The following is a 16,206-nucleotide window of genomic DNA, read 5'->3' as shown; positions in this document are numbered from 1 at the left end:
TGGTTTCCTTTGGGTAAGTACGGCACTTTCGGGCGCCTACTTCCCGTTTGCGCGTGTGATGCCTATGGTAGATCAAGTCGCAACCTTTATCCGACCCTACAGGAAACAACCATGCAAACCACAGGCAATACGCTCTTGATTACCGGCGGCGGCAGCGGCATCGGCCGCGAACTGGCCAAGGCTTTCCTTGCGCTGGGCAATGAAGTGATCATCGCCGGCCGCCGCGAGTCGCTCCTCAAACAAGTCACCGAGGCGACCCCCGGACTGCGCCATGTCGTACTCGACATCAGCGACCCGGCCGACACCCGGCGCGTGGCCGAGCAACTGATCGCCACCTATCCCAAGCTCAACGCCGTGATTCACTGTGCCGGCATCATGCGGGGCGAATCCCTGCGCGCCGGGCCTACGGAGCTGGAAGCCACGGTCAACACCAACCTGCTGGGGCCGATGCGTCTGGACGGCTGGTTGTTGCCGCACTTTCTCGAGCAGCCCCATGCAGCGATCATCACGGTGTCTTCGGGGTTGGCCTTCCTGCCCCTGGCCCTGACCCCCAGTTACTGCGCCACCAAGGCGGCGGTGCATTCCTACAGCCAGTCCCTGCGCTACCAGCTCAAGGGCACGGGGGTCAAAGTCCACGAGCTGGCGCCACCCTATGTGCAGACCGAACTGATGGGCGAGCGTCAGGCCCATGATCCCCATGCGATGCCGCTCAAGGATTTCATCGACGAAGTGATGGGCATCTTGCAGCACTCGCCCGATGCCGATGAAATCCTGGTGGAACGGGTCAAGCCGCTGCGCTTTGCCGAGGCCAATGGCGGGTATGAGGCGTTCTTCCAGAGCTTCAACGACCAGATGGCGGCGGCACGGGCGGGGGAGTGACTATCCCGTTAGTCCCTATACCCTGATAACGTCACGGCTATTACAGGATAAAGATCGAGCGCAGGCTGCTTTGCATCCATCGCAAAGCAACAGGGGAGAACACGATCATGCGGGTATTTGTCACTGGGGCTACAGGGTTTGTCGGGTCGCGGGTCGTCGCGCAGTTGCTCGGCGCCGGCCATCAGGTGCTGGGCTTGACCCGTTCCCAGGCCGGCGCCCAGGCACTTGAGGCTGCCGGTGCCGAGGTGCTGTACGGCAATCTTGAGGATCTGCCCAGCCTGCAACAGGGGGCCGAAGCCTGTGATGCGGTGATTCATACCGCTTTCGATCACGACTTCAGCCATTTTGCCGAGAATTGTCAGAAGGACGCCCGAGCGATTCTCGCCATGGGCTCGGTGCTGGAGGGCAGCGAGCGGCCACTATTGATCACCTCGGGCGCGGCTGCGGGGGTGGTCGCTCCGGGCCAGCCGTCGATCGAGGATCATTTCGACCCCCACCACGCCAACCCGCGCGTTGCATCCGAGCTGGCGGGCGAGGCGCTGTCCCGGCGCGGGGTCAATGTGGTGGTGATGCGCTTGTCGCAGATCCACGACACCGTCAAGCAGGGGCTGGTGAGCTACGCCGTTGCCCATGCCCAGCGCACGGGACGTTCGGCTTACGTCGGCGAGGGCCTGAACCGATGGTCGGCGGCCCATGTCACGGACACAGCGTTGCTCTATCGCCTCGCGCTGGAGAAAGGCCGGCCGGGGGCGCGCTATCACGCGGTGGCAGAGGAGGGTGTGAGTTTCAAGCGCATCGCCGAGGCCGTGGCCCTGCGTCTGGGCCTGCCGCTGGTGTCCTTGCCCGAGAAGGAGGCAGCGGTACATTTTGGTTGGTTGAGCGGGTTTGTCGCGATGGATCTGGTCGCCACGAGCACCAAAACCCGCGCCGAGCTGGGATGGACGCCAAACGGGCCTGGGTTGCTTGAAGATCTGCAGGGCGTTTGATTCCACAGCGGCAGGCGTCCGCTCAGATGCCTAAAGGCATTACGCCCATGAAATGGCCGAGGTTGCCCATCTGTGCGCGGGCCATCTGCGGGCCGGTCTGTATCGTGGCGCCCAGTGCCTGGGCCCGCGCCAGAAATGCGGTGGTCACGGGGGATGTCACCACATCGGCCGCCAGGCACCCCGCCGCCAACGTTTCAAGCATGGCCGCCGGCAACGGCAGTTCGCCGCTATCGCCCATGCCGACGGGGGAGGCATTGGCCACCAGGTCGAAGTCGGCCAGGCTCTGGTATTCATGGCCGATGCAGGTGTTCGGGAAGGCGTCATGCAGCGTGGCGGCCAAGGCCTGTACCCGGTGGCTATCGAGGTCGGTGATCACCAACTCGGCGATGCCCGCTTCACACAGCGCACAGGCGATCGCGCTGCCGACACCGCCGGCCCCCAGGATCAGGGCTTTCTTGCCCTCGGGCGCGAAACCCTGCTGGCGCGCGGCAGCCACGAAGCCCTCGCCATCGACGTTGTCACCGCACAAGGTGCCATCGGCCTCGCGCCGCACGACATTCACCGAGCCCAGCAGCGATGCCCGCTGGCTGAGGTGATCCAGGTACGGGGCGATGACTTGCTTGTACGGCACGGTGATCACGCAGCCCTTCAGGTTGTGCCAACCGCGCAGCGTGTCGATGAACGCCGGTACGGCGTCCGCATGCAGGTCAACCGGGATCATCGCCAGATCAAGGTGGTTTTCCTGGAACCAGCGGTTGAAGTTGGCGGGTGATTTGACCTGCGCGATCGGCGAACCCACGATCGCCACCAGCTGTGTTGCGCCACCCATCATGAGAAGCTCCGACATGTGTGCTGCTGTTCGCAGGCTATAGGGCAGCGCCGGGGGACCTGGAAGATCAGGCGTGCGCCAGCGCTGCGTGGGTCTTCAGTTCGTCATCGATGAACGCGCTGATCATGGCCCGGTAGACCTGCTCCACCACGTCGGGCGAAGCACCGGTCTCGTGTGCGAGGGCCCGGACCTTGTCGATGACTTGCTCCACCCGACTGGGCGCGCGGACATCCTGGCGGGTCTTCTTGAACGCGGCGGCCTGGGTCACCAGTTTGCCTCGGCTGGCCAACAGGGCGACCACTTCGCGGTCGATGTGATCGATGTGCTGGCGGACTTCTTCAAGGGTGGTGCAGGTGACATCCATGTGTGAATTTTCTCTAACGGCCAGGGTGGGGATTGGTACCTTAACCGGGGTGGGCACCCGCGGGCAATATCGTGTCAGTCACGCAAGACGCCGAGCGTGCGTCAGCTGTTCAATAACGACGGCCTCGACGGCGCCCTCACTGCCGCCCGCCACAAAAGCCGCGCTACAGGCGCAGGCGTCGCCGTCGCACAGGCGGTAGACCGCAAAGTCGACATTTCCTGAACGTATCAATCAGAGGCAAACCATGCCATGTGCACATCGGCAACAAAGGTCCCGTCCGGCAGCAAAATTCGCTTTTGCAAGCGTCCTTCCTCGACAAATCCGAACGTCGCGTAAAGGCGCCGAGCGCGGGAATTGGTTTCACGCACCCGCAGCTCGATCTTGAGCAGGGCCGGCTGCGCTCGGGCCCATTCCAGCAATGCAGTCATCAGTGCGTGACCCACACCTTGCCCAAGGTTGCCCGGATGAACAACGACCGTCAGACTGGATACGTGAGCGAGGGCCTCAAGCCCGAACGGTTCCAATAGCGCATGACCGACCACCAGGCCGTTTCGCTCGGCCACCATGTATAAACCTGTACGGGACAACGCATCGATTTTATCCGCAAAGGATTCACGACTGAGTTCACTCGCGCGCGAGATCAGCAGCCCAGGTGTTCGAGCGGTTTCACGCTCTGCTTCGCACAGCACGGCGGCGTCAGTGACCAAGGCGTTTCTAAGGGTCAGGTTGTTCAAGCCATGCTTCCTGATAAACGCTCTGCCGGGTTCAATGCCTTTGAAGCGTAGGGCGGCTCCGGGGTCCACAGTATTGAGGGCAGTGAGCGACCGATCAATCGGTAGACGCATCGTTCATACCCGCGAGCAACGTCGTCATCAAGCGTCTCGATCAGCACGCAGTATACCGCGTTGGGGTATCAGCAAGTCCGCGACGAGTTCCATGGCGCCGAGCGCACCCTCATCATGACCAAGCCACTGAATGTTTGACTGAGACTGCCCAACTCTAGGCGTCATCAGAGCCCGTTCCTGGCGAGTGAATCGAACACCCGGGGTGTCGAGCAACGGGGCGTCAGCAACCCATACTGAAGCGCGGGCGCAAACGCGTATTCCCAGCCTACACGTCGGGGGGCACGATATTCGACTCGATTTTTTTTCCCATACTGATATGGGGCTCGGTCGAATAGCCCAACGCTTCATAGAAGGCGGTGACGCCCTCATTCGCCCTGAGGATCTGCAAATTGATTTTCATGCAGCCCAACTGGGTCAAGGCACGCTCGGCATGATGAACCAGCCTGGCCCCCAAGCCCTTCCCTCGATGTGCAGGATGCACCGCAACCGAGTACAACCAACCACGGTGGCCGTCGTAACCTGCGAGAACGGTGCCGGTGACTTCATCGTCTGCCAGCGCGACAAAGAAGAGGCCGTCGTCGACGGCAAGTTTCTTGTCGATAGCAAGACTGGGCGTGTGATGCGCGGTTTCGTAGCCGAACACAATTTTCCAGAGGGTCATGACGGCCGTTCGGTGGTGTTCGTCTGAGTAGTGCGTAATCACGTCCATGGTCCGGCCTCTGAGTTAAGGGGGCACGCTAGCTGTGTAGGTAAGGGTTGTCTATCGGCTGCTTTTAGCCCGGTAGCGCTCCGAGCCGAACATCCCGGCGTTGCAGGCGCAACCCACAGGAGAATGAGCATGTTGCAGATCCGTCCGGCCAGGTACAGCGACGCCGAGGTCGCTTTCGATATCCGGCTTCAGGCCATACGACACCAGTGTATTGCCGTTTACACGCCAGAACAGGTTCAAGCCTGGACACAGGTGCCGTTGACCGAGCGCTACCGGGCCAGAGTAGAACGCCAGTACTCTATTGCATGGTGGGGGGAAGTGGCGGTTGCCACGGGTCTGATCGATTTCCAGACCGGAGAGTTGGGCGCTCTGTTTGTGCTACCCGCGTTCATGGGGCAGGGCATTGGTAAAGCCATGATCCAGTACCTGGAGCGGCTGGCGCTTGAGGTTGGGCTTGCTGAAATTCATCTGGACGCGACCCCGAATGCCACTGCGTTCTACCATCGGTGTGGTTACCACGGGGAGGTAGGCGGCATCTATACCTCGCCTTCGGGGCTTGAGCTGGCATGCACGCCTATGCACAAGCGATTGGTCGGCTGAGGGGGCTCTGGCGGGGGCGAAACAGGGTTTCGTTCTGACGGGGGGTAGAGCGCATAGGCGCACAGGGAGACCGTCCCATCGCCCTCATCGCATTTTGGAACGATAACGGCTGATGCATTTACAATGTCTTATATCGCGAAAATTATTCTGCCCTGCCTACGTTTACCAGTTTGATAGCCTGCTCTGGGCACGCTGTCACGCACAAGCCACAGGCATGGCATTGATCCGCATTGGGTGTGTAGGCGACCAGGCCTCGATGAACACGGTTCTTTATTTTTGCGAGGAACGAAAGTTGTTTGTAGTCAGACGGTTCAATCGGTTGAACTTTGAAAACGTCGTAGGGACAAACGATTACGCAAGCGTCTTTCCCCTCGCATCGACTGAAATCCACAACTGGGATAACTCGGCCGGAGGGACGATTCGTGTCGAGACATTTATGTGTATTCATGTCAGCCCTTTACCGTTTGATTTTTCTGGCGTATTTTTTTTGCGAACAGTTCAAGGGTTGTTTTCGGCTTACCCAGTTTTTGCCAGGTTTGCTCGGCGTAGAAGGGGTCCTCATGATTCCCGAAATATTCAAAAAGATGAGCGACAAACTTCATATGGGGGTTGAAGAAACCGATGATCTTCATCACCCATAAGGGAGCAATGCGAATTTTTAAAGTGGGATCGTAGTGCTCAACAAAGCGTTTCATCGCCTGCCTGACAGAGATGGCTTCGGGGCCCTGAACCGCACAATGCTCCGGTATGGATGCATGATTTTCAAAGGCCTTAACCACCTGCTGCGCATAATCGACAACGCTGATCCAATAAATCTTTATCTTTGTATTTCCGATCCATTGCAAGGCGTTTTTATTGATCATGTTCGGCAGCAATTCCATGAAATGCGTAGGGGCAAAGAACGTATGGGGGATACCGGAGTCCGCGATGATCTTGTGCCCCTCCATCCTGATGATGTTCGGAACCATGTTGTCTTTCAGGCTTTTAAGAGCTGGAGGGTAGGCGCCGAGTGCGCCAATCTTTGCGATGTATTGAATGTTCAGTCCTTGAATAGCGGTCATCACATTCTCCACGCCCTCTCGCTCTTCATAAAATGGAAGGTCTAAATTCGCCGTTTCGGTAGCGAGATTGAGGTAAATAGCGTCCATGCCCTCCAGTGCCGCGCGTAGGCTATCTACGTCCCGGAGATTGCCTTGCGCAATCTCGATCTGAGGCGGAAGCATCGCTTTGGCCTTATCTGGAGAACGGACGATCGCCCGAACTTGAAAACGCTTTGCTAATTCTGCCGTCACCGGCGCGCCAAGACGGCCTGTCGCGCCGATGACTGCAATCTTTTTGATGGGTGTCATGATTTACGCTCGGTTGATTCGTTCAAAAAGGGTGGTCAGCTCTTTCGGGTTGTAATCCCGGTCTATGGCAGCGTTCTTTAATCCAAGGCCGCGCAATAGAAAGCGGACGGTGCTTTCGATCAACGTTTGCCGAGGCATGCCGTAGTCCACAAGCTCGTCTTTAGCGAGACTGATCAGATGCAGCGTGTGGGCGAGATGATGGACAAACCAGATTTCCGCCTTGCCTACGTGAATACCCTCTTCAACGTCGCCAGCCGACTGGGCGGATTCAAGGGATTTCTCAAAAACACAGATCCACGGATTCACGTGTCGAGCTAGGAACGCCTTCGCCAACCGGCCATCGCCGAGCAGGCTGGCTGTGACGAGACGCTTAGTGTCCTCGTGGGACTGCTGTTCTCCTATCCCCGCAAACACAGCCTGCACCAGCACAGCGACCCCCTTCACCAGACTCTCGGTCGAGGGCGTTGCGTCATCGAAAAGATAAGTGCCAACCGCGTGCGCTTCAACGCAATGGCTTTCAAGTGCTTCGTATAGCGCGTCCTTCCCTGAAAAGTGTTTGTACAGAAGGGCTTCGGAAACACCTGCCGCTTTTGCGATGTCTTTGGTTGTGGCGCCGTCTCGACCAAGCCTTGCGAACACAGAGGCTGCTGCTACCAAGATGGCTTCTTTCCGATCTGCTGCGTCAAGTTTTCTGGATTGCTTAGGCATAGCGATTTCTCCTTTGCATACAGAGTAAGTGAAAACTCACTTACGGAAAAGAGAAAATGCTGTGACTGCGCTGGAAAATCGCTGCAATCGGCTTGGCGTGCTTTATTTTCCGATTTCTGAGACGAGCCCGTGTACTGCTTTACACCCAGAATCGAGGTGCTGCAGGCGAGCATTTTGGTGACGGATTCGGGTTCGATATCACGCAGGCAACCTCCTCCAGAAGTGATGGAGCGACGAGAATCAAATCACGATGTGGCAGAAGAAAGGTAAGTGTCCGGCCAAGTCACCTACCGAACTCCAGCATTAAGGGCGATGGTGTCCGCGTATTTTAAGCGGACGCGATCTCCCTTATCGCCAGGATTTCCATGCGCCAACGAAGCTCTTATCCCAAACCGTTCAAAGCCCAGGTCGTCCAGCAATGCCTGCAACCGGGGGCGACGATTTCCAGCGTAGCCATCCATCACGGCATCAACGCCAACGTGATCCGCAAGTGGCTGCCGATTTACCAAGATCAATCACCTACCACCCTGCCAGCGTTCGTTCCCGTAAAAGCAGTTCCGAGACGCTTATCAGAAGAAATGGTGATCATCTCCCTGCCTCTGGGCGACAAATCCATCACCGTTAAATGGCCAGCCTCAGATCCGGACGGCTGCGCGAGTTTCATTCGTGGCCTCGCCCAATGATTCGCATCGATGCCGTCTGGCTCGCCACCGAACCCATGGACATGCGCGCCGGTACTGAGACTGCATTGGCCAGAGTGGTCGCTGTGTTCGGTGCGGCGAAGCCGCACTGCGCTTATCTCTTTGCCAATCGCCGCGCCAATCGCATGAAGGTGTTGGTTCACGACGGGATTGGTGTCTGGCTCGCCGCTCGCCGTTTGAATCAAGGCAAGTTTCACTGGCTAGGTATCCGGCAAGGCGGCGAGCTGGAACTGGATGCCGAACAACTTCAGGCCTTGGTACTCGGGTTGCCTTGGCAACGTGTCGGCGCGGGAGGTGCAATTACTCTGCTTTAAATAAAGTTGTTAGCTCCTAGAGCTACTGCTGCAAGCGGCCGGCTTTGGTAAAATCCAGCCTATGACTTCTCTGTCCGATCTCGACCAAATGACACCTGACCAACTGCGTACATTCGCAGCGCAGTTGCTGTCGAAGGTCGATACCATGGACAGAAAGATCCATCGCGACCAAACCATCATCGAACAGCTGACGCACGAGATCGCCATTCTCAAGCGCCACCGGTTTGCCAAACGCAGCGAGCAGATCAGCCCAGATCAAGGCCACTTGCTCGACGACTTGCTCTGCACTGATCTTGAAGCAATCGATACCGAGTTGAAGGCATTGCAGCCACCTGCTGCTCCAGAAAAACTGAAGCAACGTCCCAAGCGTGCACCGCTGCCGCCGCAGTTTCCACGTACCGTGATTCATCACGAACCAGAAAACACAGAGTGCACTTGCGGCTGCCAACTCCAGCGCATTGGCGAGGACGTCAGTGAGAAGCTGGATTACACGCCGGGCGTATTTACCGTCGAACAACATGTGCGTGGAAAGTGGGCCTGTCGTCACTGCGAGACGCTGATTCAGGCACCGGTGCCGGCCCATATCATCGACAAGGGAATCCCAACTGCCGGCCTGCTGGCGCATGTGATGGTGGCGAAGTTCGCTGACCACTTGCCGCTGTACCGACAGGAAAAAATATTCGAGCGAGCCGGTTTAGCGATTCCCCGTTCGACACTAGCCCAATGGGTCGGACAGACGGGGGTACAGCTTCAGGCGCTGGTGGATGCCCTGCGAGAAGCTGTGCTGGCTCAGCGCGTTGTTCATGCCGACGAAACGCCGGTGCAAATGCTCGCACCCGGTAAAAAGAAGACCCATCGCGCCTATGTCTGGGCTTACTGCACCACGCCATTTTCGGTGCTCAAAGCTGTGGTTTATGACTTCAGCCCGAGCCGGGCGGGTGAACATGCGCGTAACTTCCTCGGCTCTTGGAACGGCAAGCTGGTGTGCGATGACTTTGCTGGCTACAAAGCAGGCTTCGAGAAGGGTATTACCGAAATCGGCTGCATGGCCCATGCCCGGCGTAAGTTTTTCGATCTGCACGTGGCGAATAAAAGTCAGCTGGCCGAACAGGCACTGCACTCGATAGGTGGCTTGTACGAAGTTGAACGCTTGACGCGAGAGATGAACAACAAAGATCGCTGCCGCGTACGGTAAGAAAAAGCGGTGCCGCTGGCGAATGCTTTACACGATTGGATGCTGACCCATCGCGAACTCGTACCCAACGGATCGGCGACTGCCAAAGCCCTGGATTACAGTTTGAAACGCTGGGTAGCGCTGACGCGCTATCTGGAAGATGGGGGGCGCCAACCTCCCGTTATCCCAAAATATTAACCCCTCCGCAAGGGTTGCATAACACTTGGTTTCATCGGCATCAAAGCTAATCCATAATCCCTTGAGCAAACTTATATCGACACTACCACCTTTTCTGAGAGAATAAATAGCTCGCTGTGAACCCGCCGTGTTCGGCATCCGCATATGAGCACTTTCACAAGCAGAAAGCTGCTTTAAATGAAGCGAGTTATACTCATCGGCATAATTTATTCGGACAGGGCTGCCATTCTCACATCGAGCTAACAAAGTGATAACAAAAACTAAAAAAAGCAGCCACAGCCGAAGGTTTTTCCTTTTTCTCTTCAAAGCAACGATCTTGAAATCATAATCGTTTCGCCTCATGGCCTTTCTCAAAATATTTATTGTCTTTCGAGTATTTCGGCTTAGACAGCCAAAACTTTAGCCCTGCCCGGCACATCAGGAGAAAAGAATTTATAAGCTATGGCGGTTAGCAAAGCTGACGGGCCGGAGGCTTAAAATCCCGAACGCCACAAGATTCGTCCTGGATTTATTAGCATCAAAATTGATGGGCTAAAGCTATCGCTACGTCGACTAGAACGAAAAACACTACAGCACGCGTTTCGGTGGGTTTACTCCTAACGAGAAATATCATGGTCGGCCTCTTGGGCTAATCATCAGTGCTAATGTGCATCTTGCATCGACCCGGCACAGACAATCTTAACGCTCGCTCTGCTGCCCTGGTACTGGACACCTCTGAGCGGCGTATTTGCTTCAGCATCCCTGACATGGTTGTGCCGACGCAGCGAACCAACGAGATAGGGGGGCTGTTGTCGTATCAATGGATGCTTGCCTGATCTGTGCAACGTGTGTTCGCTGGCCGCTTACAAACATTCATGGGCCTCATCGTCTTGGCGTATCGACGTTCGTTGGCTGAGCGAGCGCACAGCCAATGCCGCGGGTCGCATCGGTAGCGGCCTGGAACACGTCAACGCGGTTATACAGCCTCTCGGATGGGCGAATTCAGCCTTTCTCGCGCCGACAGCGCCTTCATCAAACCGTTAGTGCCGATGATTTTAAGAAGGATGGACAAAGGTCATCCTTGAACGGGCTGCCTGATTGTTCCTGGAAGTATCGGCCGGGAAGTAGGCTTCCCAATGGCGGAACCCTGAATAGGCCGTGTTTCGGTTCCATAACACTCGGCCTGGAACCGTACTGGACAGCGGTCAGTTGATGGGCTGGGCGTTCGCCTGCAAGGGGGCAATCAAGTCGGGTGCGTTTTGCATTGCCCAGGTACTGAACAGCTTGGCCACCCGGCCGCTGGCATACTCCGAGTAATGCTTGAATTGATCACGAAACACGGGCATGCCATTCATTGTCATGGAGCAGTGGACGTCATCGCACACAGCGGCATTCTGGTCGAAGAACTGCACGTTGGGATGGCTGGCGTGCACGTAGTCCTCAAGGGGCTGGAATTTCCGGGTGAAGTCCGCTCGCGCCGATGCTGCCACGATACAGGCCGGGCTGGGCTTGACCCCGGGGAACCGCGAGAAGCATTCCTTGATGTCGGTGTCGAAACGCAGGTGCGGCACGAACACGATGACCTTGAGATGCTGCGCCGTCAGGGTGTCGATCCGCTTGTCGATCCGCGCGTAGTAAGCCTCGTCCCCCATGACCGACAGCCCGTCGATGATTACGTACTTGAGGCTGGGGTTGTGGCGCACCAGGTCGAACAGGAAGTCTTCCTGCTCGTGCGCTTCCTTCGCCTGGCAGGGGCTCATGCCTTCATCGGCATAGGGGGTCGCCTGCTCCGCCGCACCCACCGCACAGTTACCAATGGACAGGAAGGTGTTGCCCGCCAGGGCAGGGGTCTGCGTTAGCCCCGGGTACAGGTGGTTGGCGTAGCTGTTGCCGTAGAGCAGCACTGTGGGCGGCAGGTTCTGGTTGGTCATGCAGAACCAGCGGTTGCCTTTGCCCGCTCCGTTGTAAGGATAGCGTGTCATGCAGGTGGGGTTGTTGGTGAACTGCCACACGGGCCCTACGAACTGGGCAAAGGCCGCGCCCGAGCCCTGCATGTTGCTGCGCTGCTTGAAGCCGTCGGTAACAAACGCACTGACGCCCAGGCCCCCCATCACGATCAGCACGAGATACAGCCCACGCGCCGGAACCTTGATCCGCTTGTGCCGGATTGGCGTTTCGACAAAGCGGTAAGTCAGCCACGCCAGCGCCACGGCCAGCAGCATCATCGTGACGCGAACTTCCCTGGACGGAAACTCGCCTTCGATGATCCGGGAAAACGACAGCAGTGGCCAATGCCAGAGGTAGAGCGGGAAGCTGATCAAACCGAACCAGATCACAACCTTTTGGCTCAGCAGATGCCGGTTGATCCAGCCACCACCACCGGCGAGGATGATCAACGCCGTGCCGGCGACCGGCAATGTGGCCCACCAGCCTGGGAAAGCGTCTTCGGCGCGGACTAGCGCAAACGCGGTGGCCAGCAATGCAGCGCCCGCTACCGCCGCCGTGTTGCGCACGGCGGCTTCCAGACGCGCATGCCCTTCAAAGTAACGCTTGAGGCGTGCCTTGAGCCGTGGCAGATAAGCCACATTGTCCACCGCCGGCTGCGCCCAATAGGCGACCATGGCCCCGCTTAGCAACTCCCACATGCGTGTCTGCGGCATATAGAAGGTGAAGGAGGGGGCCGTGCCGATGAGGTAGAGATTCAGTGAAAACGAAATGAGCCATAGCGCGGTGACCGCCGCCAGGACGCTGAACTTGCGTTTCCAGATCACCCATACCACCAGCGGCCAGGCCAGGTAGAACTGTTCTTCGATACCCAGAGACCAGAGATGCAAGAGCGGTTTGACTTCGCCGGTTGTGTCGAAGTATCCACTCTCGTTCCACAGGAACAGATTGGAGGAGAAGAGGGCGCCGCCCAGTATATGTTTGCCCAGTTGCCGAAATTCATCGGCAAATAACGTAAACCAGCCTGCGATAAAACAACCCAGCAGCACAATCAACAAGGCCGGGAAGATACGCAAGGCGCGTTTGGTGTAAAACTCGGCGAAACTGAACTGGCCTTTTTGCAGGCTGTTGAAAATGATGCTGGAGATCAAAAAGCCCGAGATGACGAAGAACACATCTACGCCGACGAAGCCGCCACGAATGGTGGAAGGAAAGGCGTGATAACCCACCACAGCCAGAACAGCAATGGCTCTGAGTCCATCGATATCGGCACGGTAGCCCGGGTAATAAAGGGTGGCTTTGCTCTGCTCATTTTCGAGGGTGGCCGATGCCGCGAGTGTCGCCATGAGACGCGCTCCTGTCCGGGGGAATGGGATTGATCACTTCGCCGGACAGCGGGCTCGCCTGGTGATGGAATGCAGTGTAGAAACAAAGTTTGCAAAAGTTCAGTTTTTTATTAATTTTTTTTTATGACGTCAGAAACCGTTATTCCAGCGCTCCATTGGCGACGGTTTGCTATTGCTCAGCTAAACCCAGATGAGGTGGGAGAGGGCAGCGCAGCACCACTGCCTGACCGACTCGAAAGAGCCCTGAAGCGCAAACAGGTGACGGCAATAATGCCGTCGAGGCGAAGCAGTGGCCCAGGTGCTGATAAGGAACTGCTTCAACGTTAAACCCAGTACGAACGGACAAGGAGCACGCTGCCGTCTTGTTCGAGACGCCGCTGATGTTGGGGATCTACGGCAACCCTATTGGCACCGTGCTGCCCAGTGACCCCATTGAAGTCGCGACAGGCGCCAATATCGACACGGGTAACGGCATGATGAACACAGTGCTGGTCATCATCCCGATGGTTCTGACGCTGGCTATCGCGAGCTTTACCTACCGGTTTATTGAGCTGCCGGGGATTGCGTTGGGCAAGCGGCTGAGGAAGGCGATCGTGGCGCCTGTATTGCCTGGGGGTGCCAGCATGGGGTGATGGACCTGGCCGAGTTCGTCGACAAAGACGTCCACTACGCGCACCGGATTGGTATCCGTGACGTGATCGTCGAGGCTTTCGGGAAGCAAGGTGCGTTGGCCTCGGTGTTCACCTTGAATAAACCGCTTCACGGGCGATCCCTGGATTCGTCCGAACCTTTTGTAGTGGGTTCAGCGGCAGGATTTGCGCCATGGCAAATCCCACTTCGAAACAGGTGAAGCCGAGGATCAGAAAACTGGCGCCGTGAGCTACCGCGAAGAGTTGCCAGATTGCGAACAGTATCCGCGCCAAGGCGTCATATAATCCAACGCTGCGGCTCGGCTGTCGTAGCCGCCAGAGCGACCAGACCACCACCACGCTGCCGAGCAGATTGGCGAAAAGCATGGCGGTCATGTCCAGTGTTGGTGCTGGTCGGTCCAATGCAAGCACGCGGGATAACGCAGCGAAGCCTTTAACCACCCATCCGGCGGTCCAGGGCGTCATAAAGCCCGCGGTAACGACCAGGTCGTAGAAAGCACTGGCCCGGACAATTTGTAGGTTTCTATTGACGCTGATCATAATGGCCTCTCCCAGTTCGAGCCCGCAGGCTAAAGCCTGGTGTTAGGTCCAGAGTCAACGCGAGATTGAAATTCATGAAGATCGGAGAGGTGGCGGCACACACGGGGGTATCAGTCGACGCCCTTAGGTTTTATGAAGAGAAAGGCTTGATCAAGCCGCTTCGTGCTGCCAACGGCTATCGGTTTTATCCCGAGCAGACGCTGCAACTGGTCGGTTATATCAAGTTGGCGCAGCAGCTTGGATTTTCGCTAAGAGAGATCGGCGAAAATCTGCCTTTGCTGTGGAACAGCGAAAGCGCCTCCGGCGAGCGGCTGGCTCAGTTATTTGAAGATAAAATCGCTTTGCTCGATGAGCGCATCCGACAAATGCATACGCTGCGCAATCTCTTGGCCGAGCGTGCGGGGCAGGTATGCCCGTTGATGGGCACCGGTCAAAATACCTCGCCCTGAATGATCGCTTCTGGCCGATTCTGTTGAAAAAGTCGGTTTTTCAAAGGGCCTCAACTCAGGCACGACCACCACCGGTTAATCACCCGGTACACCGCGCTGCCGACTGGTAGCGTTTCGTAAATCATGCCACATGTGCACTTTTGAAATGAATTGCTCGCCTAGTGCTACCGCCAGTGGTTCTATTCCAAACGGCTTGAACCCCATTCGCTCATACAGCACTCGTGCACCTCGATTGCCCTCGGTGACGGTAAGCTGAACGAGTAAAAGCTGAGGTTGGGATTTCGCATAGGCCAGAACGCTGCGCAGCAGTTCATGTCCGATACCTCTCCCTCGATGAGTGAGTGGAACGTACATTCCGAAGAGCGTGGATTTGTGGCTAGCCTTCTTTCTTCTTTCAACAGAAAGTCCAGCGACACCCCGCAAATCCTCACCCTCAAATGCAGCAAACACCGCATCGGCAGCATCAGATCCACTCGTGAGCCTTTTCTCCCACCAGTCGATGGGTAAGGCTTCGCGCTCGCCGACATCGGAAGTGAAAGCATCGGGATGTAGGCGATAAGCCTCAAGCATAAGCGCTCGATACGCCGAGGCATGATCCGGCGTCAGTCGTTTGATTATCGTGGTCATCGAAGTCACATTTCATGGTCGTGCGCTGATGATGTGCTTTCTAGACACACGGCGACACGGAGGGGATGCTGGGTTTTTCAACCGTATCGGCTGGCAGCGGCCTATCCGCTAAACAGCGTTCTCCGGGAGTGCCGGTGTTTACCATTAGCCATCAGGCCTGGCCCAAGCATCAGCAGAACGACCGATCGTTCAGCGTAGTAGGCTGATCAGCATTTCTCGGCTGCGCTCCAGAGCCTCGGTTTTTTGATCAAGCACCGTAACCTGTTGCCAGATCCTTGCCCTCAACACGGCGCACAGAGGAACTGAGGTGGCTGTCACGGCGGGCGCGCATTTGAGCACGTCTTTGATTGTCGTCAGAGTGAGACCCGCGTCATTCAGCAAAATGATCGCGTCAATCAGCTTTACTTCTTCGGCCCCGTAAAGACGATATCCAGACGCCGCCCGCTGCGGCTTGAGTAACCCTTCCTGTTCGTAGTAGCGCAGCATTCGAATACTGACACCGGTGAGCGATGCGAGCGCTCCGATCTTCATGGCAGTCCTTGACTCTGACAGTACTGTCACGCTACAGAATCAGCGCCTTCGAAACAAGTGAGGGGAAATCGATGCTGAAGCTGATCATGTGCGTGAAACGTCAACCGAGGCTGACGCGAGGGGAGTTCGATGAGCACTGGCGAAATCGGCATGCGCCGCTGGTGCGCGAGCATGCGGCGTTGTTGGGAATCCGAAAGTACGTTCAGACCACCCCATTGGCTAACCCGGCGGCCCAAAGTGCATTGCAGCGAGCCCGGGGTACCGAGAGTGTAGACTTTGATGGATGCGCTGAACTTTGGTGGGATGATCTGGACTCGCACCTGGCCGCGAGGGCATCACCCGAAGGCCGCCAAGCCCTGAAGGATCTCATCGAAGACGAGCAACGCTTCGTCGATTTGACCAGGTCGCAATTATGGTACGGCATGGAGCATGAGGTCATTTAGGTCGTCTTGAACGCCTGGCAGACGCTATCCTTTGATTGTGC

At 57.1% G+C, this 16,206-nt stretch carries 21 protein-coding genes and 3 pseudogenes; 11 read left to right on the top strand and 13 right to left on the bottom strand.

Annotation, left to right across the window (positions count from 1 at the left end; translation table 11 throughout):
- Window positions 1–111: 111 nt before the first annotated feature.
- A complete protein-coding gene (locus HB675_RS14510) occupies window positions 112–879 on the top strand; it encodes an SDR family oxidoreductase (RefSeq protein ID WP_213879014.1) in 768 nt (255 codons plus the stop codon).
- Window positions 880–986: 107 nt separating this feature from the next.
- Window positions 987–1,865: an SDR family oxidoreductase gene (locus HB675_RS14505; protein WP_213879013.1), complete on the top strand. Its 879-nt coding sequence runs from the start codon at window positions 987–989 to the stop codon at window positions 1,863–1,865.
- 22 nt (window positions 1,866–1,887) lie between these two features.
- On the opposite strand, the gene HB675_RS14500 is transcribed toward HB675_RS14505, so the two are convergent.
- Together HB675_RS14500 and HB675_RS14495 are read right to left on the bottom strand one after the other, a co-directional pair.
- Window positions 1,888–2,697, bottom strand: coding sequence for a shikimate dehydrogenase (locus HB675_RS14500; protein ID WP_213879043.1), 810 nt, complete (start codon window positions 2,695–2,697; stop codon window positions 1,888–1,890).
- Between the two features lie 64 nt (window positions 2,698–2,761).
- Complete coding sequence (locus HB675_RS14495) at window positions 2,762–3,058, bottom strand: chorismate mutase (RefSeq protein WP_213879012.1); 297 nt, start codon at window positions 3,056–3,058, stop codon at window positions 2,762–2,764.
- Window positions 3,059–3,154: 96 nt separating this feature from the next.
- Here HB675_RS14495 and HB675_RS25885 point away from each other — a divergent pair, with 96 nt between their 5' ends.
- Window positions 3,155–3,280 carry a hypothetical protein gene (locus HB675_RS25885; RefSeq protein ID WP_256737559.1) on the top strand — a complete coding sequence of 42 codons (126 nt, stop codon included), beginning with the start codon at window positions 3,155–3,157 and terminating at the stop codon, window positions 3,278–3,280.
- 5 nt (window positions 3,281–3,285) lie between these two features.
- Here the strand turns inward: HB675_RS25885 and HB675_RS14490 are convergent, their stop codons facing one another.
- Complete coding sequence (locus tag HB675_RS14490; protein WP_213879011.1) at window positions 3,286–3,792, bottom strand: GNAT family N-acetyltransferase; 507 nt, start codon at window positions 3,790–3,792, stop codon at window positions 3,286–3,288.
- A gap of 138 nt (window positions 3,793–3,930) precedes the next feature.
- On the opposite strand from HB675_RS14490, the pseudogene HB675_RS26125 reads away from it, so the two are divergent.
- A pseudogene (locus HB675_RS26125) lies at window positions 3,931–4,041 on the top strand (GNAT family N-acetyltransferase); the annotation flags it as partial.
- Between the two features lie 127 nt (window positions 4,042–4,168).
- Here HB675_RS26125 and HB675_RS14485 read toward each other — a convergent pair.
- Window positions 4,169–4,612, bottom strand: a complete 444-nt coding sequence (locus tag HB675_RS14485) for a GNAT family acetyltransferase (protein ID WP_213879010.1) — start codon at window positions 4,610–4,612, stop codon at window positions 4,169–4,171.
- A 129-nt stretch (window positions 4,613–4,741) separates the two neighbouring features.
- Between HB675_RS14485 and HB675_RS14480 the strand changes: the two genes are divergently transcribed.
- A complete protein-coding gene (locus tag HB675_RS14480) occupies window positions 4,742–5,212 on the top strand; it encodes a GNAT family N-acetyltransferase (protein ID WP_213879009.1) in 471 nt (156 codons plus the stop codon).
- 142 nt (window positions 5,213–5,354) lie between these two features.
- Here the strand turns inward: HB675_RS14480 and HB675_RS14475 are convergent, their stop codons facing one another.
- The 3 genes from HB675_RS14475 to HB675_RS14465 are packed head-to-tail and all read right to left on the bottom strand — an operon-like array spanning window position 5,355 to window position 7,269.
- The gene (locus tag HB675_RS14475) at window positions 5,355–5,660 is read right to left on the bottom strand and encodes a ferredoxin family protein (protein WP_213879008.1); all 306 of its coding nucleotides are present in this window, start codon (window positions 5,658–5,660) and stop codon (window positions 5,355–5,357) included.
- A gap of 1 nt (window position 5,661) precedes the next feature.
- Window positions 5,662–6,561 carry an NAD(P)H-binding protein gene (locus tag HB675_RS14470; RefSeq protein ID WP_213879007.1) on the bottom strand — a complete coding sequence of 300 codons (900 nt, stop codon included), beginning with the start codon at window positions 6,559–6,561 and terminating at the stop codon, window positions 5,662–5,664.
- A 3-nt stretch (window positions 6,562–6,564) separates the two neighbouring features.
- On the bottom strand, window positions 6,565–7,269 hold the full coding sequence (locus HB675_RS14465) for a TetR/AcrR family transcriptional regulator (RefSeq protein WP_213879006.1): 705 nt from the start codon (window positions 7,267–7,269) through the stop codon (window positions 6,565–6,567).
- Between the two features lie 365 nt (window positions 7,270–7,634).
- On the opposite strand from HB675_RS14465, the gene HB675_RS14460 reads away from it, so the two are divergent.
- The 3 genes and pseudogenes from HB675_RS14460 to HB675_RS14450 form a co-directional block, all read left to right on the top strand.
- Window positions 7,635–7,952 carry a transposase gene (locus tag HB675_RS14460; protein ID WP_213879005.1) on the top strand — a complete coding sequence of 106 codons (318 nt, stop codon included), beginning with the start codon at window positions 7,635–7,637 and terminating at the stop codon, window positions 7,950–7,952.
- Window positions 7,949–8,284, top strand: a complete 336-nt coding sequence (gene tnpB / locus HB675_RS25880; protein WP_256737544.1) for an IS66 family insertion sequence element accessory protein TnpB — start codon at window positions 7,949–7,951, stop codon at window positions 8,282–8,284. The genes HB675_RS14460 and tnpB overlap by 4 nt, the downstream gene beginning before the upstream one ends.
- A 61-nt stretch (window positions 8,285–8,345) precedes the next feature.
- Window positions 8,346–9,623, top strand: a pseudogene (locus tag HB675_RS14450) (IS66 family transposase); the annotation flags it as partial.
- Here HB675_RS14450 and HB675_RS14445 read toward each other — a convergent pair.
- Both HB675_RS14445 and HB675_RS14440 read right to left on the bottom strand, forming a co-directional pair.
- Window positions 9,507–9,998 (bottom strand): hypothetical protein, encoded by a 492-nt coding sequence (locus tag HB675_RS14445; RefSeq protein ID WP_213879046.1) that lies wholly within the window; start codon window positions 9,996–9,998, stop codon window positions 9,507–9,509. The pseudogene HB675_RS14450 and the gene HB675_RS14445 overlap by 117 nt on opposite strands.
- An 842-nt stretch (window positions 9,999–10,840) precedes the next feature.
- On the bottom strand, window positions 10,841–12,925 hold the full coding sequence (locus HB675_RS14440; RefSeq protein ID WP_213879004.1) for an acyltransferase family protein: 2,085 nt from the start codon (window positions 12,923–12,925) through the stop codon (window positions 10,841–10,843).
- Between the two features lie 362 nt (window positions 12,926–13,287).
- Here HB675_RS14440 and HB675_RS14435 point away from each other — a divergent pair, with 362 nt between their 5' ends.
- Entirely contained in the window at window positions 13,288–13,557 is a 270-nt protein-coding gene (locus tag HB675_RS14435) for a hypothetical protein (protein ID WP_213879045.1), read from the top strand.
- A gap of 11 nt (window positions 13,558–13,568) precedes the next feature.
- Here HB675_RS14435 and HB675_RS25875 read toward each other — a convergent pair.
- Both HB675_RS25875 and HB675_RS14430 read right to left on the bottom strand, forming a co-directional pair.
- Window positions 13,569–13,688: pseudogene (locus HB675_RS25875) on the bottom strand (hypothetical protein); the annotation flags it as partial.
- Window positions 13,666–14,115, bottom strand: a complete 450-nt coding sequence (locus HB675_RS14430) for a hypothetical protein (protein ID WP_213879003.1) — start codon at window positions 14,113–14,115, stop codon at window positions 13,666–13,668. The gene HB675_RS14430 and the pseudogene HB675_RS25875, both read right to left, overlap by 23 nt.
- A gap of 74 nt (window positions 14,116–14,189) precedes the next feature.
- On the opposite strand from HB675_RS14430, the gene HB675_RS14425 reads away from it, so the two are divergent.
- Entirely contained in the window at window positions 14,190–14,564 is a 375-nt protein-coding gene (locus HB675_RS14425; RefSeq protein ID WP_213879002.1) for a MerR family transcriptional regulator, read from the top strand.
- A gap of 75 nt (window positions 14,565–14,639) precedes the next feature.
- Here the strand turns inward: HB675_RS14425 and HB675_RS14420 are convergent, their stop codons facing one another.
- On the bottom strand, window positions 14,640–15,191 hold the full coding sequence (locus HB675_RS14420) for a GNAT family N-acetyltransferase (protein ID WP_213879001.1): 552 nt from the start codon (window positions 15,189–15,191) through the stop codon (window positions 14,640–14,642).
- A gap of 189 nt (window positions 15,192–15,380) precedes the next feature.
- Complete coding sequence (locus HB675_RS14415; protein ID WP_213879000.1) at window positions 15,381–15,722, bottom strand: MerR family transcriptional regulator; 342 nt, start codon at window positions 15,720–15,722, stop codon at window positions 15,381–15,383.
- 71 nt (window positions 15,723–15,793) lie between these two features.
- On the opposite strand from HB675_RS14415, the gene HB675_RS14410 reads away from it, so the two are divergent.
- Entirely contained in the window at window positions 15,794–16,165 is a 372-nt protein-coding gene (locus tag HB675_RS14410) for an EthD domain-containing protein (protein ID WP_213878999.1), read from the top strand.
- Window positions 16,166–16,206: the final 41 nt, after the last annotated feature.

This window comes from Pseudomonas sp. dw_358 (assembly GCF_018449655.1).
Taxonomy (GTDB): Bacteria; Pseudomonadota; Gammaproteobacteria; order Pseudomonadales; family Pseudomonadaceae; genus Aquipseudomonas.
Note: the sequence above shows the minus strand (reverse complement) of the source record. Positions and strands in the feature narration are given on the sequence as shown.